Origin of the sequence: Methylobacterium sp. Leaf104 (assembly GCF_001422885.1) — a bacterium.
Lineage (GTDB): Bacteria > Pseudomonadota > Alphaproteobacteria > Rhizobiales > Beijerinckiaceae > Methylobacterium.
This window is the reverse complement of the sequence record NZ_LMMZ01000012.1, coordinates 96,262-116,760: the sequence shown is the minus strand read 5'-3', so window position 1 is coordinate 116,760 and position 20,499 is coordinate 96,262. Positions and strand designations below refer to the sequence as shown.

Below are 20,499 nucleotides of genomic sequence, written 5' to 3'. Positions count from 1 at the left end.
ATGCTATCATTTGAACGTGAAACGGATCGCCTACAGCAAGGCCGCCCTGAAGACGCTGAGCCGGATGCCGGCCAACGTCTCGGCGATGATCCGATCCAAGATCGCCCTGCTGGCGGACGATCCCGCCGCGCAGGCCAACAACGTGAAGGCCCTCAAGGGCGAGCCCGGGATCTATCGCCTGCGCGTCGGCGACTGGCGCGTCCTCTATACGGACCAGGGCGAGATCCTCGCCGTGATCCGGGTTGCCCCCGGGGCAGCGCCTATGACTGACCCCGACGAACCTGTCGGAACGGAAGTTGCCGGAACGGATCTCCGCCCATGAACGCCCAGACCATCGTCACCCCGGCCGGCGAGCGCCTCGTCGTCCTGTCGGAGGCCGATTTCCGCGCCCTGAGCGAGGCGGCCGAGGACAATGCCGACCGCCTCGCGGTCCAGGAGTTCCGCCGCCGGCTCGCGGCCGGCGAGGAGGAGTTGCTGCCCTCCGCGATGGTGGAGCGCATCCTCGGCGGGGAGAATCGCATCCGGGTCTGGCGCGAGCATCGCGGCCTCACCGCCCGTGCCCTGGCGGAGGCCGCCGGGATCGCCCAGCCCTTCCTGTCGCAGATCGAGACCGGCAAGCGCGAGGGCACCGTGGACACGCTGCGCCGGATCGCCGAGGTTCTGTCCGTCACGATCGACGATCTCGTCGGCTAGGCTCCGCCCTCCACGCCCGGGAAGCGGAAGACCTGGGCGAGGTGGCGCCGCCACCAGCCCGTCAGGGCGACCTCCGTGACGGCGGCGCCGTCATGGGCGTGGATCATGGTGCCGGCGCCGGTGGCGATGGCGCAGTGCCGGGCCGGCAGGTGGGTGCGGAAGCGGAACAGCAGGACGTCGCCGGCCGATGGCGGACCGTCGACGGGCAGGAGGTGGCGCCCGGCCGCCTCCGCCAGGGGATCGCTGCCGGGCGGGGCGGATTCGGCCCAGGACGCGGCGTAGGGCGGGGCCGCCTCGGGCTCCGGGCCGAGGGCCTCGCGCCAGACCCCGCGCAGGAGCCCGAGGCAGTCGCAGCCGACGCCCTTCAGGGAGGCCTGGTGACGATAGGGCGTGCCGATCCAGGCCCGCGCCAGGGTGACGAGTGCTTCCGATTCCATGGGGACCTCACCGGAACAGGCTTCCGCCGTCGAGGCCCGGGCCGGAGCCGGGGACGGGGCGCAGCACGAAGTCGTTGCCCGGCAGGTGCGGGAAGCCCTGGAAGTTCGGCACGTTGGCGAACTTCTCGCGGCAGGTGGCGAGGCGCTTGTCGCAGCCCGCCGTGAGGCGGAAGCGGTCGCCCGGCGCCACCGGACGGGGCGGTGCCTGCCAGAGGTCGAGGCGGATCGTCCCCGTCGCGCCGGCCTGGTCGCGGATCTCGGCCTCCTGCCCGGCCTGGCCCTCGCCGGTCCAGGCGAGGCGCCCCCCGGCGAACCACCCTGGCGCGAACGTCCCCGCGAGACTGACGTCGAGGCGGCCGGGCTCCGGCACCGCCAGCACCGTGCCGGTGGTGGCGAATCGCGGGTCGGCGCGGTCCACGCGGCAGCGGGCATCGCCGAGGTCGGCCCCGCAGGTGGCGCGATAGGTCCGGCCGCGCTCGGCGTCGAGCTGGTCCATCAGCCCGCGCAACTCGGCCACGAAGGCGCTGCCGGCCCGGCGCACCTCGCCCACCGTGCCGATCTCCAGGAGCAGGCGGGTCTCGGGGCGGCTCCAATCCACCAGCCAGGTCTCCACCGAGGCGGCGTCGTAGAGCCCGCCGGCGATGTCGGCATCGGTGAGCCCGGCCGCCGAGAGCGCCCCGGCGACCTCGCCGCCGCCGATGGCGAAGCCGAGCTCGGCGCTGGCCTCGGCCGCCTCCAGCCCGGAGCGGGCGGCGTAGGTCAGGCCGCCGAAGGACAGGTCGCGGTCGTGGTCGGTGAAGCCGAGGCGGGCGCCGTCCCGCCGGGTCAGGGCCCAGCAATGGCAGAGCGTGGTCGCCCCGCCGGCGAGATGCGCGGCGAGGTCGGGGGGCAGGTCGCGCATGGTCTGGAATTCCCGGCGAGATCTTCGGAAGACGGCTCAGCCGCGGGCCGGATTGACCCGCGGGTCGGCCCGCAGCCGCGCCACCGCGAGATCGATGAAGGCCCGCACCTTGGCGGGTGCGCGCCGCCCCTCCGGGCTCACCACGTGGACCGGCATCGCCGCCGCCTCCGGATCGTCGAGGACGAGGCGCAGGCGCCCCTCCGCCAGGGCCGGGGCGACCTGGTAGGACAGGAGCTGCGCGATGCCCTGGCCGGCGAGCGCCGCCGCCAGCACGGAATCGATGGTGGTGCAGGTCAGCCGGGGCCGCAGGGCGACGGCGCCGCCGGGACCCGGGCCGAAGCGCCCGTCGGCCCCGAGGCCCGTGCTCGCCGAGCCGATGACGGCGTGGCCGCGCAGGTCCCGCACCGTCGCGGGGGTCCCGTGCCGGTCGAGGTAGTCCGGCGCGGCGCAGAGCACCCGGCGCACGGTGCCGACCCGGATCGCCGCCAGCCCGGAATCCGCGAGGGGACCGATCCGGACCCCCGCATCGGCGCCCTCCTCGATCATGTTGACGACCCGGTCGAGGAACAGGGCCTGCGCCGAGACGGCGGCGTGGCGCGCGAGGTACTCGGTGATCACCGGCAGCACGTAGAGGCGCCCGAACTGCACCGGCGCCGTCACGGTGAGGGTGCCGGAGGGCGTCGCGTAGGAGCCCGCCGCGGCGGCGTCCGCCTCCTCGATCTCGGCCAGGATGCGCCGGCAATCCTCCAGGTAGCGCCCGCCCGCCTCGGTGAGCCTCACCGAGCGGGTGGTCCGGGTCAGGAGCCGCGCCCCGATCCGCGCCTCCAGGGCGGCCACCGCCCGGGTCACGGCCGGCGGGCTCATGTGGAGCTGGCGCGCCGCTCCGGCGAAGCCCCCGCTCTCCGCCACCCGGACGAAGACCCGCATCGCCTGCCACCGATCCATGCCGTCTCCCACCCGGGCTTCGATTGTTCCATTCTGCGGAACGGTGGCTTGCGGGGAAAGCGCATTCTCGCCGCGGGGCTGATGGTCTTGACTGCGGATGTCGCCGGCGCCCCGGCCCCGTCCCGAGGAGATCTCCCATGAAGCTGTTCCACGTCGCCCTGTCCGGCCACGCCCACCGGGCCCGCCTGTTCCTGTCCCTGGTCGGCCAACCCTGCGAGATCGTCGAGCTCGACCTCGCCCGGGGCGAGCACAGGGCGCCGGACTTCCTGGCGCTGAATCCCTTCGGACAGGTGCCGGTGCTCGTCGACGGCGAGACGGTCGTCCCGGATTCCAATGCCATCCTGGTCTACCTGGCCAAGCGCCTCGGCCGCACCGACTGGCTGCCGGAGGACGCGGCCGGCGCGGCGCGGGTGCAGCGCTGGCTCTCGGTGGCAGCCGGCCCCATCGCCTTCGGCCCGGCGGCCGCCCGCCTGGTCACCGTGTTCGGCGCCGCCTTCAACGCGGCCGAGGTCATCGCCCGGGCCCACGTCATCCTCGGGCGCATCGAGGCCGAGCTCGCCGACCGGGCCTGGCTCGCCGCCGACCACCCGACCCTCGCGGACGTGGCGCTCTACAGCTATGTCGCCGCCGCCCCGGAGGGGAACGTCGACCTCGCCCCCTACGGCGCCGTCCGCGCCTGGCTCGCCCGCATCGAGGCCCTGCCGGGCTTCGTGCCCTTCCCGCAGACGCGCGCGGGCCTGCGCGCCGCCTGAGCCCCACCCCGACCCGAGGAGAACCCCCATGTCCCTCCCAGAATCTCGGTCCCTCTCCGAACCGCGCGCCGCGTCTCACCCCACCGCGCCCTGGCATCCGGGCGAGGTCGCGATCCAGGCGCATCTCGGCGTCGCCGAGCGGATGGCCGAGCTCGGCCCCCGCGTGATCCGCGACCACCTGATCGACCAGCACCGCGCCTTCTATGGCCAGCTGCCCTTCGTGGTCCTGGGCACGGTCGACCCGGACGGCGAGGCCTGGGCGACGGTGCGGACCGGGGCGCCGGGCTTCCTCGACGCGCCCGACCCCGGGCACCTCCGGGTCCGGGTCGCGCCCGAGCCCGACGATCCCGCCGAGGCGGGGCTCTCGGACGGCGCCGCGATCGGCCTCCTGGGGATCGACCTCGGCACGCGGCGGCGCAACCGCCTGAACGGCTCGGTGGCGCGGGACCGGCCGGACGGCTTCGCCATCCGCGTGGCGCAGAGCTTCGGCAACTGCCCGCAATACATCCGGGTCCGGACGGACCCGGAGCCGGTCCCGGCGGCAGCGGCCGCGCCCCAGGTGTCGGATCGACTCGACGCGCAGGCCCGCGCCCTGGTGGCGGGCGCGGAGACGCTGTTCGTGGCGAGCTACGCGGTCGGTCCGGACGGCACCCGGCAGGTCGACGTCTCGCATCGCGGCGGCCCCGCCGGCTTCGTCCGGGTCGGCGCCGACGGGGTCCTGACGGTGCCGGATTATTCCGGCAACCGGTTCTTCAACACGCTGGGCAACATGCTGGCCAACCCGCGCGCCGGGCTGCTCTTCATCGACTTCGCCACCGGCGACCTCGTGCAGATGACCGGGCGGCCCGAGATCGTCCTCGATGCCCCCGATCGCGCGGATTTCCCCGGCGCCGAACGGCTCTGGCGCTTCGCCCCCCGCAGCGTGGTCCGGCGTCCGGGCGCCTGGCCGCTGCGCTTCGCGCGCCCTACGGCACGATCTCGATGAGCGGCACCCGCGGGATCTCCCCCGCGGCGAAGGCCGACAGGTCGATCGTGAGGTCGTCGGTGTCGAAGCGGACCGGTACGTCGAAGTCGAAGCCCGCCGTCACGCGGGAGCCCGCCCCCGGCACGGCATCGCCCGCGAAGGTGAGGCGGCCGGTGGCGGCGTCGCAGGCGACCTTGGCGGTCGGCACCGCGAGGCCGTTCACCGCCACCCGCACGCTCTCGGCCACCGGCTTGGCGATGATCCGGCGATAGGGCGTCGGTCCGCTGCCGTAGGTCTTGGCGAGCTGGAACACCCGGGTGGTCCCGTCGCCGAGGCCGAGGAGCTGGTCGGTGGCCGCGATGGCCCGCGAGGGCGGGCCGGACCGGGCATCGACCCGGTCGCGGTAGCGGAAGCCGTAGAGCCGGCCCCGCCGCTCCTCGAAGAAGCTCAGCACGGCGTGCAGGGCGTCGAGGGTGCGGATGCCGAAGCCGGCATCGTAGCGCCGGCGCGAATCGGCCCAGCGGCTGTTGCGGTGCTCGCGGCCCGAGGCCAGGGTGACGATCTCGGTCAGCCGGCTCGGGCCGCCGCTGCCGCGCAGGGCGACGTCGAGGGGAAAGCGGACCTCGTGGAAGTCGCTGGGCCGGTCGCTGGCCATGGTGTGCTCCTTGATTCCCGGCTCACAGGCCGCGCCGGCCCCGGGCCACCGCCCGGGCGAGACCGGCGGCCACCTGCGCCTCCGAGCGGCGGAAGCTCTCCAGATCGGGCGTGGCGATGTGGATGGTCACCGGGGCGGAGGCCTGGCCGCCCGTCGCGACGCCGAGGCGCCCGTCGCTGCCGCGCTTCAGCGGCAGGATCGCCTCCGGCCCGGCCTCGCCCATCAGGCCGAGGCCGTCGCGCATCGGGAAGTAGGTCGGCGCGGCCACCACGCCGCCGGCCGCGAAGGGGCGCACGCGCCCCTGCTGGAGGACGCCGCCCCGGGCGAAGGCCGTGTCGCCGCCCGTCCCCGCCCCGATCAGCCCGTTCACCAGCCCGGTGATCCCGGCCTTGACCGGGCTGAGGGCCGCCTTGATCGCCACGCTGGAGAGTTTCGTCGCCAGGGTGCCGAGCACGCTGTCGAGCTGGCGCCCGGCCCCGACATTGAGGCTCAGCGCCTTCGACAGGCTCTGGCCGAAGCGCTGGGCGAGCTTGTCCAGGGTCTCCAATTGCCGCGCGCGGGCGGCGCTGGTGCGGTCGGATTCGGTCTCGGCCATGGCGGGGTCCCTCGGTCAGGTCGGATCGGGATAGCGGGCGATCAGGTCCCGCAGGGCCGTCCCGTCGAGGGCGGCGCGGGATCCGGTCAGGCCGGCGGCGGCCATCAGCTCGCGCGGCGTGGCGCGCCAGAAGTCGCGCGGGCGCCAGCGCAGGCGCGCGAGGCCCAGCGCCAGCGCCTCGTCCCACGGGAAGGCGGAGGGCGGCTCCGGCGCGGTCCCGCCCGTGGGGCTCAAGGGTTTTCGGAGGCCTCGCCGAAGGCCGCCGCGAGCACGGCGCCGATCGCCGTGGCGATGGCCTCGAGGTCGCCGGCGAGCGGCAGGGCCGCGACGGCGCCGTCGTCGAGGTCGTGGCCGCCGCCGCGCAGGGCCGCACCGAGGAGCGCGATGAGGTCGCGGCTCTTCAGCCGCCCGTCGCCGAAGCGGGCGGCGAGGTCGGTGAGATCGGCGGCCCCGAGGGCAGCCTCGAGTTCGGCCAGCGCCCCGAGGGTGAGGCAGAGGGTGTAGCGCTCGGCGCCCAGGGCCAGGGCCACCTCGCCGCGCCTGCGGTTGGCCATCAGGCGGCCGTGAAGGTCAGGGGGCCGGCCGAGTCGAGGGCCATGTCGAAGGTCACCTCGCCGGCGTGATCCCCCCGGTATTCGAGGCTGGTGATCTGGAACAGGCCCTCCAGGGTGCCGAAGCCCGGCACCACGATCTGGTAGGTCTCCAGGGTGCCGTCGAAGAACACCTGCCGCAGGCGGAGGTCGGAGGTCTCGTCGCGGAACACGCCGGAGCCCGAGAGCGCGGCGCGGCGCACCCCGGCCCCTGCCAGGAGCTCGCGCCAGCGCCCGGCGGAATCGGCGCTCGTCACGTCCACCGTCTCGGCGTTGAAGGCGATCTGGCGGGCGCGCAGGCCCGCCACCGCGAGGAATCCGCCGCCGTTGGCGATGCGGATGAGCAGGTCCTTGCCGCGTTGGGCTGCCATGGGTGGGCTCCGGTGTTCGGGGAGATCAGGCGGTCAGGCGCTCGGTGACCGCCCGCAGGGTCAGGATGGCGCGGGCCTCGCCGCTGGCGGGGTCGCGCCGCACGGCGATCGCCTCCAGGTCGAGCCGCACCAGGGCGTGGCCCGAGAGGGCGAGCGGCGCGTCGTGCAGGAGATCGGCGATGCGCTCGGCGGCATCGACCGCACTGCGGATCGCGCCCGGCCGGGCGAAGACCGTCAGGCCGAGGGCGTGCCGGTGGCGCCGGGCGCCGTCGACGGAATCGTCGCGGATCTCGGCGTCGCCGAACAGGGCGTAGACCGGCGCGCTGCCCCGGGGCGGCTCTTCGGTGAGGCGCAGGGACCCGCCCATCAGCCGCGCCAGGGTCGCGTCGGCGGCGAGGTAGGTCAGGATGGCGGCGCGCAGGGCCAGCAGCGGGCTGGTGGGCGAGGGGGCCAGGCTCATGCGGCGGCCTCGGCGAGGAGTTCCTCGACCTGGCAGACGAGGTCGCGCCGCCGCCCGTCCGGATCGCCGGCGCTGCGCACGGCGAAGCGGCGCGGGCCGCTGGCGAGGCGCATGCCCGCCGTGATCTCGGGCCCGAAGCGGAACCGGACCCGGTGGGTCGGGACCGTCTCGGGCCGGCCGAAGCGGACCCGGTCCATCGGGCGCAGGGGCTCGATCGCGCCCCAGAGCAGCGGGCCGGCCTCGAACCGGCGCACCACGCCGCCGAAGCCGTCCGGCGTCTCCAGGGGACGTTCGAGCACGAAGCGGCGGCGCCGCGCGCCGATCGGCACGCGGGTCAGGGGCTCGAGCATGGCGGGGTCTCCCGGGGGAAGGGCGCTAGAGGCGCATCCGCCGCAGCGGCGCGACCAGTGCGGCGAGCGCGGGCGGGGGGACGTCGTCGCCCGGCCCGTCGCCGCGATGCTCGAAGGCATGGGCGACGAGGTGCCGGATCGCCTGGGCGAGCGGCGGCGGAAGCGGCGGCCCGGCCCCGCCATAGCCCGCATCGACCTCGATCAGGGCGGCGCGCCGGTGGAGGGCGGGCACCGCCGGGTCGATGACGAGGGCGGGCGCCTCGAGGCCGTCCTCCCCGAGCCGGACGAGCCCGGCGGCGAGATCGGTGACGGTGCCGCCGGTATCGACGAGGCCCGCCCGCGCCACCGCCACCAGGGGGCTGAGCGGCAGGGGCAGCCGGCCGTCGCCGGGCCAGGCGGTGAGCATCAGGCGATAGCGCCCGGGCACCAGGATGCGCCGGGCGGCCAGCTCCACCTGGGCCCGGGCCGCCGCGATCAGGCGCTCCACCAGGGCGTTCTCGGCCCCGCCATCGTCCGGGTCGAGGCGCAGGACGCCCCGCATCTCCGCGAGCGTGACCGGCTCGACGATGGCGCTGTCGACGCGTATCGGGGTCATCGTCGTCTCCGTGTGGGGCCGTCCAGGAAAGGGATCGCGATGGCGCGCAACTTCGGCCGGACCCGCCGCGCGGCGCGGCGCGGCGCCGTGGCGCTGCTGGGGCCTCTGCTGTGCCTGGGGCCGCCGGCCTCCGGGCCGGCCGGTGCGGTGGTGGGCGGCCGCCCCGCCCCCGAGGCGGCGGGCTCGGCCGTGATGGTGCTGTCCTCGAACGGCGGCGTCTGCACCGGCATCGTCGTGGCGGCCGACGCGGTGCTCACCGCCGGCCACTGCGTGGCGGCCCGCGCCGAGCACCGGGTGCACTACAAGGACGAGGCCGGCGCGCCGGTGCTGGCCGAGATCGCCGCCCGCGCGCTCCACCCGGGTTACGATGCCGGCGCGGTGGCCGGGCGCCGCCGCTCGGTCGACCTCGCCCTGGTGCGCCTGGCCGATCCCCTGCCGTCCCGCTTCGTGCCCGCCGCCCTCAGCGCCGCGATGCCGCGGGCGGGCGAGCGCCTGACCCTGTCGGGCTACGGCGTCGCCGCCGCCGGGGTCGCCCGCAGCACCGGGACCTATCGCAGCGTCGAGCTCGACGTGATCGAGCCCTACGGCCCGAGCCGCATCCTGGTCTGGCTCGCGGCGGGCGCCGGCGGCGCGAGCGCCTGCCAGGGCGATTCCGGCGGACCGATCGGCGCGGGCTCCGCGATCCTCGCCGTCTCCGCCTGGGCCGCCGGCAAGGCCTGCGGCGGCGTCTCCCAGGGTGTCCTCCTCGGGCCGCAGCGCGACTGGATCGACCGCACCCTGTCGGGGTGGCGCACCGCCGCCCGCTGGTCCGGGGCCTGAGCAGGTCTACGGATGACGAAGGGTCCGCGGAACCAGAGCTTGGCCGAGCCATTGCCTTCCGATACGCTTGAGACCGTTCTCGTCCAGAACATCGCCGGACGCGGGAGAGACACGATGTTGCCGACCGCGCTGCGCAAGGCCGCCCCCAGCACGACCGTTGCCCGCCGGAGCGCCCGGATCGGAGCCGCGCTCCTGGCCTTGGGCGTGCCGGCTCTGGGCGCCCTGGCGCCGCTGCCGGCCCAGGCGGTGATCAACGGCGAAGTCTCGCGCGACCCCGACGGCCTGCGCGCCTCGGTGGTGCGGATCGAGAGCACCCAGGGCGAGATCTGCTCGGGCACCCTCATCGCCCGGGACCTCGTGCTCACCGCCGCCCACTGCGTCATGCACCAGGCCGGCTACAGCGTGGTGGCGGTCGACCGGGCCTTCCGCCAGCGGCGCATCAACGCGATCGCTTTCGCGATGCATCCCGACTTCGTGCCCGGCACCACGCCGGAGGACCAGCCGGGCATCGACCTCGCGCTGATCAAGCTCGCCGAGCCCCTGAGCGGCGACTTCCAGCCCCTCGATCCCCGCGGCGGCGCCATCAACACCGGCGACGCCGTCGACATCGCGGGCTTCGGCGTGGTCGCCGAGAACCGGCGCAACACCGCCCGCACCCTGCGCCAGGCCCACCTCGTCTCCATCGGCTCGCTCCAGGTCGCCAACCGGGTCACGGTGGTGACCGACCGCCGCCGCATGGCCGAGACGGCCGGCGCCGGCGCCTGCCTCGGGGATTCCGGCGGCCCGATCCTGCGCGGCGGCCCCGGCGGCTACCAGATCGTCGGCGTGGTGAGCTGGTCCAGCGGCGCCATGCGCCAGGACAAGAAGGCCCGCACCGCCTGCGGCGGCTTCACCGCGGTGACGCCCACCGGCGAGCATGCCGGCTGGATCAACGCCCGGGCCGCCGAATTCGCCCGCATGCCCTCCGGTGCCGCCATCGGCGCGACCCGGTCGGACTGGATGGCCAAGCCTGGGCGGAGATAGGGTCCGGCCGGAGATCGGCCCGGCCTCAAGCCGGCCGGCTGCCGGGGCATCATGCCTTTGGTGGACGCATCGGTGGGTGCCCCCGGGCCCGAAGGCCCGGAGGCCGTCCGCTCACGCCGAGAAGGCCAGGAGCTTGATCGCGTCGAAGTCCTGGACGCCGCCGCCGACGCGCTTGGTGGTGTAGAACAGCACGTAGGGCTTCGCCGAGTAGGGGTCGCGCAGCACCCGCAGGCCGGCACGGTCCACCACGAGGTAGCCGCGGCGGAAATCGCCGAAGGCGACCGAGAGGCTGTTCGCCGCCGCGTTGGGCATCGCCTCCGCCTCGGCCACCGGGAAGCCCATCAGGGTCGCGGCGGTGCCCGCGGCCAGGGGCGGCTGCCACAGGTAGTTGCCGTCCGCGTCCTTGAACTTGCGGATCGTGCTCTGCAGGCGCCGGTTCATCACGAAGGTGGCGTTCTGGCGGTAGCCCGCCCGCAGGCCGTAGACGAGGTCGAACAGCACGTCCGAGGGGTTGGCCGCCGGGAAGGCGCCGGCGGCGCCCGTCGACACGGTCCCGATCTTGCCCGGCACCCAGGCGGTGTTCGCCACCAGGTCGTAGGTCAGGAACCCGCGCGGGCGGCTCGCGCCGTTGCCGGTGACGAAGGCGATGCCCTCCTGCTCGGCGAAGCTCGTCTCGACCTCGTCGGCGAGCCAGGAATCGATGTCGACGATGGCGTCGTCGAGGAGCGTCTGGGTCGCCGCCGGCATGGCGTAGAGCTCCATCGCCGGGAAAGTCAGCTCGGACAGGACCGGCGAGTCGGTCTGCGCCCGCGGCGCGGTCTCGGCGACCCAGCCCGCGATCGCGTCGCGCACCGAGACCGCGCGCTTGTACTGCCCGCCGGAAATGACCCGCACGGTGGCGAGGGACCGGATCGGCGACAGGTTGGCGAGCCGCGTCAGCACCATCCGTTCGACCTCGGCCGGCACGAGGTAGCCGCCGTCCGGGCCGGAGCCGGCGGAGAGGGCCTTCTCCTCCAGCCGCTTGAGACCGCCGCTCTCGCCGGCCCGGACATAGAGGTCGAAGGCGGCCTTGTGCTCGATGCCGGCGCCGTCGCGCGCGGCCGCGTCACGTCCCGGGAGGCCGCCGGCCCCCAGGGGCGGGCGGCGGCCCTCGAGGGTGAGGCGGTCGAGGCGGGTGCGCGCCGTGTCGAGGGCGGCGTCGATGCGGGCGAGCTTCTCCTCGGTCAGCACGTCGCCGGGGGCGCGGCCCTCGATCGCGGCCAGCCGCGCGTCGTTGGTCTCCTTGAACGCCTCGAAGGCGCGGGCGAGTTCGGCCATGGCGGTGCCCACCGCCGGATCGTTCGGCGCCGGGTCATGCGGGGCGCGGCCGGCGGCCTTGTCCTCCAGGGGCGGCAGGGCGCCCTTCACCTCGGGGGCGTGCGGTGCGGTGGCGTGGGTCTCGAACGGGACGGGGACGGTCATGCGAACCTCGCGGAGCGGGCGGGACGAATGGCGGCGGGCCGGAACCCGGGCCGGGTGGAGGGGGAAGCCGCGCGCCGGGGCGGCGCCATGCGGTGGGCCAGAGCCCGGATGTCCTGCGCCAGGGCGGTGCCCGCCGGGGAGGCCGCTGCCGGGGCCTGGGCGCCGGCCTGGGCCGGGGCGGCGATCCGCGCGCCCGTCTGGAGCGGGAAGGTGACCAGGGAGATCTCCCACAGGTCGATCGCCTCCAGCCGGCGCAGACCGCCGCGCTGGGGCTGCGCCCGCACCGTGCGGAAGCCGATGGAGAGCCCGTCGAGGCCGCCCTCGCCGAGGAGGGCATCGAGCTCGCGGGCGCGGCGGACGGCGAGGTTGAGCTGGCCCGCCACGCGCAGGCCGCGGGTATCCTCCCGCAGGGAGAGCCAGCGCCCCACGGGCTCGGCCGGATCGTGCTGCCAGAGCATCCGCACTCCCGCGACGCCCCGCGCCGCCAGGCTCGCCGCGAAGGCACCCGGCGCCACCACGTCGCGCCCGAGATCGGGCACGCCGAACAGGCTGGCATAGCCGCTGAAATGGCCGTCCATGGGAGACTCCGGTGACAGGGGCGGTGACAGGCGGCCAAGTTCGGGATATTCTCTCGGCTCTCAAGGATATCCGGAGGCGTCGATGCCGCTCTACATCAAGGACGACCGCACGGCGGTGCTGGTCGCCCGTCTGGCCGAGACAGCCGGGGTGACGAAATCGGAGGCGGTCCGTCGCGCCGTCTCGGCCGAGCTCGCCCGGATCACACCGGCCGTTCCCCTGCGCGAGCGCTTCGCCACCCTCCGCGCCCGCCACCCTCTGCCGGCCCCCACCGGCGAGCCCGCCGACAAGGCCTTCTTCGACGATCTGAGCGGCGCGTGACGATCTTCGTCGACGCCTCGGCCCTGATCGCCATCATCACCGGCGAACCGGAGGCCGATGCCCTGAGCGACCGGCTCGAGGCCGACGCGGACCGCCTGTGCTCCGCCCTTTCGGTCTGGGAGACGGTGGCGGGTCTGGTCCGCAGCTACGCCTTCACGGTGGAGGCGGCCCGGGCGCAGGTTCGCCTCTATCTGGAGGCCGGCGACATCCGATTCGTGCCCCTCGGCGAAGCCGAGGCCGATCTCGCCATCGCGGCCTATGACCGGTTCGGAAAGTGCCGGCATCCGGCTGCCCTGAACATGGGCGATTGCCACGCCCATGCCTGCGCGCGGGCGCATGGGGCGACCCTCCTCTACAAGGGCGACGACTTCGCGCGGACCGATCTCGCTCATCCGACGGGCGCCGGCCCGTAGCCCACCGCCGCGCGCTTCTCCGCCTCGGTGAGGAAATCCGCGGCCTGGACCCGGCGCCACAGGCTCTCGCGCTCGGGGGCCAGGGCCTCGATGGCGTCGAGGTCGGGCTCCAGGCGGGCGGGGCCGAAGGCCGGCGCCAGCCACTGGGCCAGGGCCTCGGCGGTGCGCCGCACGAGCGGAATCACGGTCTGGCGGTAGAAGGCCCGGTTGGCCTCGGCGTAGTTGGCGTGGGTGTTGTCGCCGGGCAGGCCCAGCAGCAGGGGCGGCACCCCGAAGGCCAGCGCGATCTCGCGGGCGGCCCCGCTCTTGGCCTCGACGAAATCCATGTCCTTGGGCGAGAGCGCCAGGGGCTTCCAATCGAGCCCGCCCTCTAGCAGCAGGGGCCGGCCGGCATTGCCGGCGCCCTGGTAGTTCGCCTCGAGCTCGCCCTTGAGCCGGGTGAACTGCGCGTCGCTCAGGGTGGCGCCGCTCTGGGTCGCGAAGACCAGGGCGCCGGAGGGGCGCGCCGCGTTGTCGAGCAGCGCCTTGTTCCAGGCGCCCGCCGCGTTGTGGATGTCGAGGGCGACGGCCGCCGCCTCCATCGGCGAGAGGCCGTAATGGTCGTCGGTGGGGTGGAACAGGGTGAGGTGGAGGATCGGCGGTACGCCGTCCCCGCCCTGGTCGAAGCGCAGGGTGCGGCCGCCCACCGCGTAGTCGTAGGCCGCCGGCCAGCCGTCGGGGCCGGGCACCACCCGCATCCGGTCGGGGCGAAGGGCGTGGAGCTCGCGGGGCACCCCGTCGAGGCCGCTCGCCTGGAGGTAGGCGTTCCCCGAGACCATCAGGTGCCCGTAGAGCGCTTCGAGCAGGGCCGCCCCGCCCTGGCGGGGGTTCGGCCGGGCCAGCAGCGCCTCCAGGGGATGCGCTCCGGCGCCGCCCGTCCCCACCAGCCCGAGCGGCAGGGCGGCGGCGGCCTCGGCCACCAGGCGCACGGCCCGATGCACGATGGCGTTGCGCTGGAAGCCCTCGCGGGCCAGCGCCCCGATGTCGCGCGGGGTCCAGCTGGCCCGGCCCTCGCCGTAGAAGGCGACGCCGATTCCCGCGAGGGGCGCGGCCTTGGTGTCGGGGGCCGCGGGCGCGGCCCGGCGCACGAGCCGGGAGAGGAGGTTCGCCATCGGGGCCTCGCTGGAGGAACGGATCGGTCGGTGGAGCGCCTAGAGGCGCCGGATGCGCGGCTCGGGGCCGCCGCGCAGGAGGAGGTGCGTCAGCGCCCAGACCAGAGCGTCGAGGCGGTCCGGCGAGGCGCCGGAGGAGAGGCCGTCCGGCCCGAAATCGCAGAGCTCGTCCTCCAGTGCCGGCAGGGCGCCGACATGGTGGACGCGCCCCTGCGCGTAGAGCATCGAGACCGGCTCGGCCCGCAGGTACTTGCCGCGCGTGGCCCGCACGGGGGTCACCGGCACCGCGGCGTCGACCTGGTGCAGGACGGCGCTCGCCATCTCGCCGCCCTGGTTGACCTCGACCACGAGGCTGTCGGCCGCGAGGCGGTGGTAGAGGGCCAGCGCCGCCGAGGCCCAGGCCTCGGGGGCGGCCCGGGCCAGAGTGGCGTCGGCCAGCACGTAGGCGTGGCCGGCGGCGTCGAGGCCGGCGGCGACGATCCCGCAGGCATCCGCCCCGGCCTTCGAGGAGGCCGGCGGGTCCACCGCCACGACGATGCGGCGCAGGTCCGCCGGCGCCGCCGGGACGCGGGCCGCCTCCAGGCGGTCGCGGGTCCAGAGGGCGTCGGCGCGGTCCTCGATCAATTCGCCGTCGAGTTCCTGGCGCCCGAGGCGGGTGCCGCTGTAGCGCCCCACCACCGCCTCGAGGAAGGCGGGCGCGAGGTGGGCGGCGTTGTCGGCGGTGCGGGCGCGGCTGATGACGGTCCGCGGATCCGCCAGGATCCGCCGCAGCAGCGGGATCGGCCGGGGCGTGGTGGTGACGAGGCCGCGCGGCCGGTGCCCGAGGCGCAGGCCGAACTGGATCATGTCCCAGGCGGCCTCGGCATAGCGCCACTTGGCGATCTCGTCCGACCAGGCCGCGCCGAATTGCGGCCCGCGCAGGGAATCCGGCTCCTCGGCCGAGAAGGCGAGGCCGACCGCGCCGTTGTCCCATTCGAGGCGCCGGCGCGAGGGCGACCAGCGCGGCCGCCGCCCCGGCAGCCCGAGGAGGCCGGAAGGCCCCTCCACCATGACGTCGCGCACATCCGCGAAGGTCTCGCCCACGAGGGCGATGCGCCCGACCGGCCGGGCCGTGAAGGCCGGGTCGCCGAGCGCCAGCGCGCGGACCCACTCGGCCCCCGTGCGGGTCTTGCCCGCGCCGCGCCCGCCGATCACCGCCCAGGTGGTCCAGTCCGGCAGGGCCGGGCAGGGCGGAAGCTGGTCGGCCCGGGCCGCCAGGAGCCAGTCAGTCGCCAGGGCCCGGATCTGGGAGGGCGGCAGGCTCGCCAGCAGGGCCGGCATCCGCCCGCTCGCCGCCGAGCGCCTCAGCGCGGCGCGCGATCTCCGCGCGCAGGGTGGGCAGATCGCCGGCGGACAGATCGTCGCCCGGCCGGCCGCTCCCGTCGCCGTCGCCGCGGGAATCCGACCCATCGCGTCCTCCTCGCCCGTCATCCGTGGTCTCGTCGAGGAGGCGCTTCAGTCCGCCGAGGTCGCGCAGGACGCGGGCGCTGTCGAAGGCCGGGGCGCCCGCCGCCCCGTTCAGCGCCGCGTCGAAATGCAGGATCTGCCGGGCGATCTGCGCCCGGAGCGCCGCCCGCATCCGGCGGGGATCGGCGTCCCGCCCCAGGGCGCGCCCGACCTCGCCGGGCCGGCGCCCCTCCAGGCCGCACTGGGCGAACAGGGCCTCGGCCCGGTGCCGGGCCACGCCCAGCGCCAGGGCGAGGTCGCCGATGTCGATCCAATCCTCCCGGTAGAGCCGCGCCACCGCCGCCCGCCGCGCCGGCTTCCAGCGCTCGGGGGTGAAGGCCGTGGAGGCCGTCGCCGCGGCCGGGCGCCAGCCGAAGCGCTTGTTCCAGGTCCGGATGGTGGTGACCCGCACGCCGGTCTCGGCCGCGATCGCGGTGACGGGCCGCTGGGTTTCGCGCATGGCCGTCGCGACGGCATCACGGATCGACGCGACGATCGGCACGAGCTTCGCCAAGGCCGCCTCCCTCGCCACTCACACTTCCTGAGCGTGCCCTCCTGATACCTCAGGAGCGTCGCGCTGTCAAACATAAAATCCTATTGAATGATTTTATTCGTAGACTCTGCCGCGCCGTCGCTCCCGTCGCAACCGGTGATTCTTCCGAAGACGGCGACATCGCAGCGCCGTTCAGCGACGCGACCTCGAGCGTCTTCCTGAGGACGCCGCAGGTATTTGCCGGCCTCGGTACGGTATCCGACCCGGGTTATCACCCGGGAGATCTTGGGACGGACGCTTCCGATGACTGCCCACGACGGCAACGCGATCTTAGCACTTTGTCAGCACGATCCCGGTTCCGATCGGCCGCTTCTTGTCTGGGTCTTCCGTTGTCACGCCCGCGCACGTTGAACATGGAGCGTCCGACCCATCTCTCGGGGGTGATCACCGTCTTCAGTGTGGCGGTCGTGGTCGTTCTCTGCGCCATGACCGGCGGCGTCGTCCTGAACATGCGCGAGCATGCCTGGAGCCAGGCCACCCTCACCTCGGAGACCCTGCTCCGCAGTGCCGAGCGCACCCTCGACCGCGACATCGAGCTCTACGACCTCTCGCTCCAGGCCGTCGTCGACAGGCTGCAATCGCCGGAGCTGGAGGGCATTTCCCCGGAGGTCCGGCGGCTCGCGCTCTTCGACCGGGCCTCCACGGCACCGGGTTTCGGCTCCATCTTCGTTCTGGACGCGCACGGACAGGCCTACGTCGATTCCAGCTCGGTCGTTCCGCGGCCCCTGAACGCGTCGGACCGCCGCTACTTCCAGGTCCACCGGGACCGCGCGGATCTCGGCCTGCATCTCGGCCGGCCGATGCGGTCCAGCGTGAGCGGCCGGTTCGTGCTCCCGCTGAGCCGCCGCGTCAGCTACGCGGACGGGTCGTTCGCCGGAGTCGTCATCGGAACCATCGAGGTCGCCTACTTCACGGAGATCTTCCGGCGCCTCAACACCGAGGCGACGGCCGCCATCAACCTCTTCCACGACGACGGCATCCTGATCGTCCGAACGCCGGCCGACTCGCTGGTGCCCGGCCGCGACATGTCCGCCGTGGCGAGCGTCCAGCGCTTCATCCGGGAGGAGGCGGGCCAGCTGATCGCGTCGTCGGCCATGGACGGCGTCGACCGCCTGTACACCTTCAAGCGCGTCGGACGCTGGCCGCTGCGCATCAACGTGGCCCTCAGCGTCGCCTCGATCACCGAGGCCTGGCGGCCCAAGGCCCTCGCCCTCGCCCTCGTCCTGGCCTCGATGTGTGCCGGCACGAGCGTCCTGTCGGTCTTCCTCCACCGGGAGCTTCGCCGCCGGATGAGCGCGGAGGACGCCGCCGAGGGAACGCGCCTCGAGCTCGTCCGCCTCGCCAGCACCGATGCCCTGACGGGACTGGCCAACCGCCGGCAGTTCGACGAGGCGCTGGCGGCGGGCCGCGCGGATGCCCGGCCGGACGCGATGGCGCTGCTCCTGTTCGATACCGACCGGTTCAAGCGCTACAACGACCTGTACGGTCACCTGGCGGGCGACCGGGTGCTGAAGGCCATCGCCGCCACCCTGATGCGGGAGGCCCGCGCCACCGGCGGCCTCGCATGCCGGATCGGCGGCGAGGAATTCGCGCTGATCCTCTCCCCGGCGACCGAGGCGGAGGCCGTCGCCTGCGCCGACCGCGTCCGCCGGGCCATCGAATCGGAGGGGCTCCCCCATGCCGGGCAGGACCACGGCGTCGTCACCGTCAGCGGCGGCGTCGTGCACGCCGCGCACGGTCCCGGCCTGACGACGGAGGCGTGGTTCGAGGCCGCGGACGTCGCCCTGTACGAGGCCAAGCGGCAGGGCCGCAACCGGGTGCTGGTCGCGGGCGCGCCGGGCGAGGGGACCCCGGCGGCCTCCGCGGTGGCCGCCGGGGCCTTCGGCCGCCTCCCGGAAGGCGATGCCGAGGGCGAGTTGCAGCGGATCCTGAAGCGCTACAAGGCCCTGATCGATGCCAGCGCCTCGACGGTCTGGCGGGCCTGCCCGGACGGCCGCATCATCGACAGCGGGGACTGGGAGCGCCAGACGGGCCAGGCCCAGGGGGCCGCCGGGGGCGACGGCTGGCTCGACGTCGTCCATCCCGAGGACCGCGCCCATGCGCTGTCGGCCTGGCGCCGGATCACGGCATCGGCCGAGACCGGCGTCGCCGAGTACCGGGCCCGCCACGCGGCCGGCGGCTACCGCTGGATCTCGGCCCGCGCCGTCCCGCTGAAGGACGAGACCGGCCGGATCGTCGAGTGGGTCGGCGTCGCGACGGATATCCACGAGGCGCGCCAGGCCACGGAGGCGCTGCGCATCCAGGAGGAGCGCCATCGCCTCGCCGTGCTCGCGACCCGCGACGCCATCTGGGACTGGGACCTGGCGACCGACGAGACCCAGTGGAGCGAGGCCGCCCCGCATCTGTTCGGGGAAGGCGATTCCGGAACCGACCAGGGCGGCGAATCATGGGCCGGCCGGATCCACCCGGACGATCGGGCCCGCGTCCTGGCCTCCGTCCAGGACGCCGTCGGGGGACGGGACAGCCGGTGGGACGAGGCGTACCGCTTCCTGCGCGTCGACGACACCTACGCGGAGGTGATCGACCGGGGCTTCATCATCCGGGACGAGGCCGGGCGCGCCCTGCGCATGGTCGGGGCGATGCACGACGTCACCCAGCAGCGCGAGGCCAATTCCGCCCTGCGAAGCAGCGAGGAGCGCCTGCGCCTGGCGCTCCAGGCGGGGCGCATGGTCGCCTGGGAGCGGGACATGACGACCGGGTTGGCCACCCGTTCCGCCAACTCTGTCGCCCTCCTGGGCATCGGCTCGGGCTCGATCGCGCTGCTGATCGACCAGGTCCACCCGGCCGATCGGCCGCAGGTCGAGAACTTCGTCGCCTATGGCGGGACCGCGCACGCGGTCGAGTTCCGGTATCGCCATCCCGCGGGGCCGATGATGTGGCTCATCATGCGGGCCGACCGGGTCACGGACGACCGGATCGTGGGCATCACCTTCGACATCACGGACCGCAAGCGCGCCGAGGAACATGCCTGGTCGGTCGCCCATCACGACGGACTCACGGGCCTCGCCAACCGCGGCTTCTTCCTGCAGCAGCTCGAGGCGGCGCTGACGGAGGCGGAGCGGGCGGGGTCGTGCGTCAGCCTGCTGCTGATCGACCTCGACGGGTTCAAGGACGTGAACGAGACCCTGGGCCACGACGTGGGGGACGCCGTGCTCGTCGAGGTCGCCGAGCGCCTGCGGGCCGGCCTCGGCCCTCGGGACGCGGTGGCGCGCCTCGGCGGCGACGAGTTCGCGCTGCTCCTGACCGAGCCGCCGGAACTCGCGCAGACGGTCCGGCTGGCATCGAGGCTGCTGGAGCGCCTCCACGAGCCCCTGACCTATCGGGGGCAGACGCTCGCCTGCAAGGCCAGCATCGGCATCACCGCGTTTCCCGACCACCATCGCGATGGCCTCGAACTGCTCAAGGACGCGGATATCGCGCTCTACCGGGCCAAGGCGTCGGGCCGGAACCGCGCCGTCCTGTTCGATCCGTCCATGCGCGCCGAGTCCGAACGGCGCGTCGGCCTCATCGCGGAAATCCGCGCCGGGATCGAGGCCGGCGCGTTCCTGCCCTTCTATCAGCCCAAGGTCTGCCTGCGGACCGGGGCCGTGGTCGGCTTCGAGGCGCTGGCGCGCTGGCAGCATCCGACCCGGGGCCTGGTGACGCCCGGCTATTTCGGGCCGGTCTTCGAGGATCCCGAACTCGCGACGGCCCTGGGCGATTGCCTGCTCCGGCAGATCGCCGCCGACATGCGGGCCTGGCTCGGTGACGCCCTCGCCTTCGGGCGCGTCGCGGTGAACTTCGCCTCCGCCGAGTTCCGGAGGGCGGACCTCGCCGGGCACGTCCTCGACGTCCTGGATCAGTTCGAGGTCCCGGCCGCCGCCTTCGAATTGGAGATCACCGAGACCGTCTTCCTCGGGCAGGGCTCCCAGTGCGTGCCGCAGACGCTCCAGCGCCTGCGCGACGCGGGCGTGCTGGTGACCCTCGACGATTTCGGGACGGGCTTCGCGTCCCTGACCCATCTGAAGCAGTTCCCGGTCGGCCACATCAAGGTCGACCAGAGCTTCGTGCGCAACATGGAGAAGGACCGGGACGACGCCGCCATCGTGGCGGCGGTGATCGGCCTCGGGCACAGCCTGGGTCTCCAGGTCACGGCGGAAGGCATCGAGACCCTGGGACAGGCGGAGCAGCTGGTCCGGATGGGATGCGACTACGCGCAGGGCTATCTCTACGCGAAGCCGATGATCGGCACGCGCATCCCCTGGTTCGTGCGGAACCGGAGCGGCGCCGCGCCGGTGGCCCCCGAGGCGCAACGGGCCTCCGCGTGAGGCCGGCGCGCCGCGTTCTTCG

At 74.4% G+C, this 20,499-nt stretch carries 25 protein-coding genes; 9 read left to right on the top strand and 16 right to left on the bottom strand.

Annotation, left to right across the window (positions count from 1 at the left end):
* The first annotated feature begins 16 nt into the window (after positions 1 to 16).
* Complete coding sequence (locus ASF49_RS09950; RefSeq protein WP_082511162.1) at positions 17 to 322, top strand: type II toxin-antitoxin system RelE family toxin; 306 nt, start codon at positions 17 to 19, stop codon at positions 320 to 322.
* Positions 319 to 693, top strand: coding sequence for a helix-turn-helix domain-containing protein (locus ASF49_RS09945; protein WP_056471540.1), 375 nt, complete (start codon positions 319 to 321; stop codon positions 691 to 693). Before ASF49_RS09950 ends, ASF49_RS09945 begins: the two co-directional genes overlap by 4 nt.
* Here ASF49_RS09945 and ASF49_RS09940 read toward each other — a convergent pair.
* Genes ASF49_RS09940 through ASF49_RS09930 form a run of 3 tightly spaced genes read right to left on the bottom strand, consistent with a single transcriptional unit; the run spans position 690 to position 2,976 of the window.
* A complete protein-coding gene (locus ASF49_RS09940) occupies positions 690 to 1,130 on the bottom strand; it encodes an NlpC/P60 family protein (RefSeq protein ID WP_056471537.1) in 441 nt (146 codons plus the stop codon). The two genes, ASF49_RS09945 and ASF49_RS09940, sit on opposite strands and share 4 nt — an antisense overlap.
* Before the next feature lie 7 nt (positions 1,131 to 1,137).
* Positions 1,138 to 2,031 (bottom strand): DUF2163 domain-containing protein, encoded by an 894-nt coding sequence (locus tag ASF49_RS09935; protein WP_056471534.1) that lies wholly within the window; start codon positions 2,029 to 2,031, stop codon positions 1,138 to 1,140.
* A 36-nt stretch (positions 2,032 to 2,067) separates the two neighbouring features.
* The gene (locus ASF49_RS09930) at positions 2,068 to 2,976 is read right to left on the bottom strand and encodes a LysR family transcriptional regulator (protein WP_056471531.1); all 909 of its coding nucleotides are present in this window, start codon (positions 2,974 to 2,976) and stop codon (positions 2,068 to 2,070) included.
* Between the two features lie 137 nt (positions 2,977 to 3,113).
* Between ASF49_RS09930 and ASF49_RS09925 the strand changes: the two genes are divergently transcribed.
* Together ASF49_RS09925 and ASF49_RS09920 are read left to right on the top strand one after the other, a co-directional pair.
* Positions 3,114 to 3,728, top strand: coding sequence for a glutathione S-transferase family protein (locus ASF49_RS09925; RefSeq protein WP_056471528.1), 615 nt, complete (start codon positions 3,114 to 3,116; stop codon positions 3,726 to 3,728).
* A gap of 28 nt (positions 3,729 to 3,756) precedes the next feature.
* On the top strand, positions 3,757 to 4,713 hold the full coding sequence (locus ASF49_RS09920) for a pyridoxamine 5'-phosphate oxidase family protein (RefSeq protein ID WP_056471526.1): 957 nt from the start codon (positions 3,757 to 3,759) through the stop codon (positions 4,711 to 4,713).
* On the opposite strand, the gene ASF49_RS09915 is transcribed toward ASF49_RS09920, so the two are convergent.
* From ASF49_RS09915 to ASF49_RS09880, 8 genes are read right to left on the bottom strand one after another with little or no spacing between them, the layout of a single operon-like run.
* A complete protein-coding gene (locus ASF49_RS09915) occupies positions 4,694 to 5,347 on the bottom strand; it encodes a DUF2460 domain-containing protein (protein ID WP_056471523.1) in 654 nt (217 codons plus the stop codon). The genes ASF49_RS09920 and ASF49_RS09915 overlap by 20 nt on opposite strands.
* Before the next feature lie 22 nt (positions 5,348 to 5,369).
* Complete coding sequence (locus tag ASF49_RS09910; protein WP_056471519.1) at positions 5,370 to 5,942, bottom strand: phage tail tape measure protein; 573 nt, start codon at positions 5,940 to 5,942, stop codon at positions 5,370 to 5,372.
* 15 nt (positions 5,943 to 5,957) lie between these two features.
* Complete coding sequence (locus tag ASF49_RS09905; RefSeq protein WP_056471516.1) at positions 5,958 to 6,176, bottom strand: phage tail assembly chaperone; 219 nt, start codon at positions 6,174 to 6,176, stop codon at positions 5,958 to 5,960.
* Positions 6,173 to 6,496 carry a GTA-gp10 family protein gene (locus ASF49_RS09900; protein ID WP_056471514.1) on the bottom strand — a complete coding sequence of 108 codons (324 nt, stop codon included), beginning with the start codon at positions 6,494 to 6,496 and terminating at the stop codon, positions 6,173 to 6,175. Before ASF49_RS09900 ends, ASF49_RS09905 begins: the two co-directional genes overlap by 4 nt.
* Entirely contained in the window at positions 6,496 to 6,903 is a 408-nt protein-coding gene (locus tag ASF49_RS09895; RefSeq protein ID WP_056471512.1) for a phage major tail protein, TP901-1 family, read from the bottom strand. The genes ASF49_RS09900 and ASF49_RS09895 overlap by 1 nt, the downstream gene beginning before the upstream one ends.
* A gap of 25 nt (positions 6,904 to 6,928) precedes the next feature.
* Positions 6,929 to 7,363: a DUF3168 domain-containing protein gene (locus tag ASF49_RS09890; protein WP_056471509.1), complete on the bottom strand. Its 435-nt coding sequence runs from the start codon at positions 7,361 to 7,363 to the stop codon at positions 6,929 to 6,931.
* On the bottom strand, positions 7,360 to 7,713 hold the full coding sequence (locus ASF49_RS09885) for a head-tail adaptor protein (protein ID WP_243214536.1): 354 nt from the start codon (positions 7,711 to 7,713) through the stop codon (positions 7,360 to 7,362). Before ASF49_RS09885 ends, ASF49_RS09890 begins: the two co-directional genes overlap by 4 nt.
* Positions 7,714 to 7,738: 25 nt before the next feature.
* Positions 7,739 to 8,308, bottom strand: coding sequence for a head-tail connector protein (locus ASF49_RS09880; protein ID WP_056471507.1), 570 nt, complete (start codon positions 8,306 to 8,308; stop codon positions 7,739 to 7,741).
* 39 nt (positions 8,309 to 8,347) lie between these two features.
* On the opposite strand from ASF49_RS09880, the gene ASF49_RS09875 reads away from it, so the two are divergent.
* Both ASF49_RS09875 and ASF49_RS09870 read left to right on the top strand, forming a co-directional pair.
* Positions 8,348 to 9,127, top strand: coding sequence for a trypsin-like serine protease (locus ASF49_RS09875; protein WP_056471504.1), 780 nt, complete (start codon positions 8,348 to 8,350; stop codon positions 9,125 to 9,127).
* 114 nt (positions 9,128 to 9,241) lie between these two features.
* Positions 9,242 to 10,150 carry a S1 family peptidase gene (locus ASF49_RS09870; RefSeq protein WP_082511091.1) on the top strand — a complete coding sequence of 303 codons (909 nt, stop codon included), beginning with the start codon at positions 9,242 to 9,244 and terminating at the stop codon, positions 10,148 to 10,150.
* A 111-nt stretch (positions 10,151 to 10,261) separates the two neighbouring features.
* Here ASF49_RS09870 and ASF49_RS09865 read toward each other — a convergent pair whose 3' ends face one another.
* Positions 10,262 to 11,467, bottom strand: a complete 1,206-nt coding sequence (locus tag ASF49_RS09865; RefSeq protein ID WP_156652965.1) for a phage major capsid protein — start codon at positions 11,465 to 11,467, stop codon at positions 10,262 to 10,264.
* Positions 11,468 to 11,607: 140 nt separating this feature from the next.
* The gene (locus ASF49_RS09860; protein WP_056471501.1) at positions 11,608 to 12,189 is read right to left on the bottom strand and encodes an HK97 family phage prohead protease; all 582 of its coding nucleotides are present in this window, start codon (positions 12,187 to 12,189) and stop codon (positions 11,608 to 11,610) included.
* An 82-nt stretch (positions 12,190 to 12,271) separates the two neighbouring features.
* Here ASF49_RS09860 and ASF49_RS09855 point away from each other — a divergent pair, with 82 nt between their 5' ends.
* Positions 12,272 to 12,508, top strand: a complete 237-nt coding sequence (locus ASF49_RS09855; RefSeq protein WP_056471498.1) for a type II toxin-antitoxin system VapB family antitoxin — start codon at positions 12,272 to 12,274, stop codon at positions 12,506 to 12,508.
* Positions 12,509 to 12,510: 2 nt separating this feature from the next.
* Complete coding sequence (locus tag ASF49_RS09850; RefSeq protein WP_200930038.1) at positions 12,511 to 12,921, top strand: type II toxin-antitoxin system VapC family toxin; 411 nt, start codon at positions 12,511 to 12,513, stop codon at positions 12,919 to 12,921.
* On the opposite strand, the gene ASF49_RS09845 is transcribed toward ASF49_RS09850, so the two are convergent.
* The 3 genes from ASF49_RS09845 to ASF49_RS09835 are packed head-to-tail and all read right to left on the bottom strand — an operon-like array spanning position 12,897 to position 16,071.
* Positions 12,897 to 14,072: a phage portal protein gene (locus tag ASF49_RS09845; protein WP_056471493.1), complete on the bottom strand. Its 1,176-nt coding sequence runs from the start codon at positions 14,070 to 14,072 to the stop codon at positions 12,897 to 12,899. The two genes, ASF49_RS09850 and ASF49_RS09845, sit on opposite strands and share 25 nt — an antisense overlap.
* A gap of 39 nt (positions 14,073 to 14,111) precedes the next feature.
* Positions 14,112 to 15,392: a DNA-packaging protein gene (locus ASF49_RS09840; RefSeq protein ID WP_056471490.1), complete on the bottom strand. Its 1,281-nt coding sequence runs from the start codon at positions 15,390 to 15,392 to the stop codon at positions 14,112 to 14,114.
* On the bottom strand, positions 15,337 to 16,071 hold the full coding sequence (locus ASF49_RS09835; protein WP_082511084.1) for a hypothetical protein: 735 nt from the start codon (positions 16,069 to 16,071) through the stop codon (positions 15,337 to 15,339). The genes ASF49_RS09840 and ASF49_RS09835 overlap by 56 nt, the downstream gene beginning before the upstream one ends.
* A 392-nt stretch (positions 16,072 to 16,463) precedes the next feature.
* On the opposite strand from ASF49_RS09835, the gene ASF49_RS09830 reads away from it, so the two are divergent.
* Positions 16,464 to 20,477, top strand: a complete 4,014-nt coding sequence (locus tag ASF49_RS09830; RefSeq protein WP_056471486.1) for a diguanylate cyclase domain-containing protein — start codon at positions 16,464 to 16,466, stop codon at positions 20,475 to 20,477.
* The last annotated feature ends 22 nt before the right edge of the window (positions 20,478 to 20,499 follow it).

Excerpts from the sequence above, each read along its gene's own strand:
- ASF49_RS09945 (WP_056471540.1), top strand. The coding sequence starts at position 319 with ATGAACGCCCAGACCATCGTCACCCCGGCCGGCGAGCGCCTCGTCGTC.
- ASF49_RS09940 (WP_056471537.1), bottom strand. The coding sequence starts at position 1,130 with ATGGAATCGGAAGCACTCGTCACCCTGGCGCGGGCCTGGATCGGCACG.
- ASF49_RS09935 (WP_056471534.1), bottom strand. The coding sequence starts at position 2,031 with ATGCGCGACCTGCCCCCCGACCTCGCCGCGCATCTCGCCGGCGGGGCG.
- ASF49_RS09930 (WP_056471531.1), bottom strand. The coding sequence starts at position 2,976 with ATGGATCGGTGGCAGGCGATGCGGGTCTTCGTCCGGGTGGCGGAGAGC.
- ASF49_RS09925 (WP_056471528.1), top strand. The coding sequence starts at position 3,114 with ATGAAGCTGTTCCACGTCGCCCTGTCCGGCCACGCCCACCGGGCCCGC.
- ASF49_RS09920 (WP_056471526.1), top strand. The coding sequence starts at position 3,757 with ATGTCCCTCCCAGAATCTCGGTCCCTCTCCGAACCGCGCGCCGCGTCT.
- ASF49_RS09915 (WP_056471523.1), bottom strand. The coding sequence starts at position 5,347 with ATGGCCAGCGACCGGCCCAGCGACTTCCACGAGGTCCGCTTTCCCCTC.
- ASF49_RS09910 (WP_056471519.1), bottom strand. The coding sequence starts at position 5,942 with ATGGCCGAGACCGAATCCGACCGCACCAGCGCCGCCCGCGCGCGGCAA.
- ASF49_RS09900 (WP_056471514.1), bottom strand. The coding sequence starts at position 6,496 with ATGGCCAACCGCAGGCGCGGCGAGGTGGCCCTGGCCCTGGGCGCCGAG.
- ASF49_RS09895 (WP_056471512.1), bottom strand. The coding sequence starts at position 6,903 with ATGGCAGCCCAACGCGGCAAGGACCTGCTCATCCGCATCGCCAACGGC.
- ASF49_RS09890 (WP_056471509.1), bottom strand. The coding sequence starts at position 7,363 with ATGAGCCTGGCCCCCTCGCCCACCAGCCCGCTGCTGGCCCTGCGCGCC.
- ASF49_RS09885 (WP_243214536.1), bottom strand. The coding sequence starts at position 7,713 with ATGCTCGAGCCCCTGACCCGCGTGCCGATCGGCGCGCGGCGCCGCCGC.
- ASF49_RS09880 (WP_056471507.1), bottom strand. The coding sequence starts at position 8,308 with ATGACCCCGATACGCGTCGACAGCGCCATCGTCGAGCCGGTCACGCTC.
- ASF49_RS09875 (WP_056471504.1), top strand. The coding sequence starts at position 8,348 with ATGGCGCGCAACTTCGGCCGGACCCGCCGCGCGGCGCGGCGCGGCGCC.
- ASF49_RS09870 (WP_082511091.1), top strand. The coding sequence starts at position 9,242 with ATGTTGCCGACCGCGCTGCGCAAGGCCGCCCCCAGCACGACCGTTGCC.
- ASF49_RS09865 (WP_156652965.1), bottom strand. The coding sequence starts at position 11,467 with ATGGCCGAACTCGCCCGCGCCTTCGAGGCGTTCAAGGAGACCAACGAC.
- ASF49_RS09860 (WP_056471501.1), bottom strand. The coding sequence starts at position 12,189 with ATGGACGGCCATTTCAGCGGCTATGCCAGCCTGTTCGGCGTGCCCGAT.
- ASF49_RS09855 (WP_056471498.1), top strand. The coding sequence starts at position 12,272 with ATGCCGCTCTACATCAAGGACGACCGCACGGCGGTGCTGGTCGCCCGT.
- ASF49_RS09845 (WP_056471493.1), bottom strand. The coding sequence starts at position 14,072 with ATGGCGAACCTCCTCTCCCGGCTCGTGCGCCGGGCCGCGCCCGCGGCC.
- ASF49_RS09840 (WP_056471490.1), bottom strand. The coding sequence starts at position 15,392 with ATGCCGGCCCTGCTGGCGAGCCTGCCGCCCTCCCAGATCCGGGCCCTG.
- ASF49_RS09830 (WP_056471486.1), top strand. The coding sequence starts at position 16,464 with ATGGAGCGTCCGACCCATCTCTCGGGGGTGATCACCGTCTTCAGTGTG.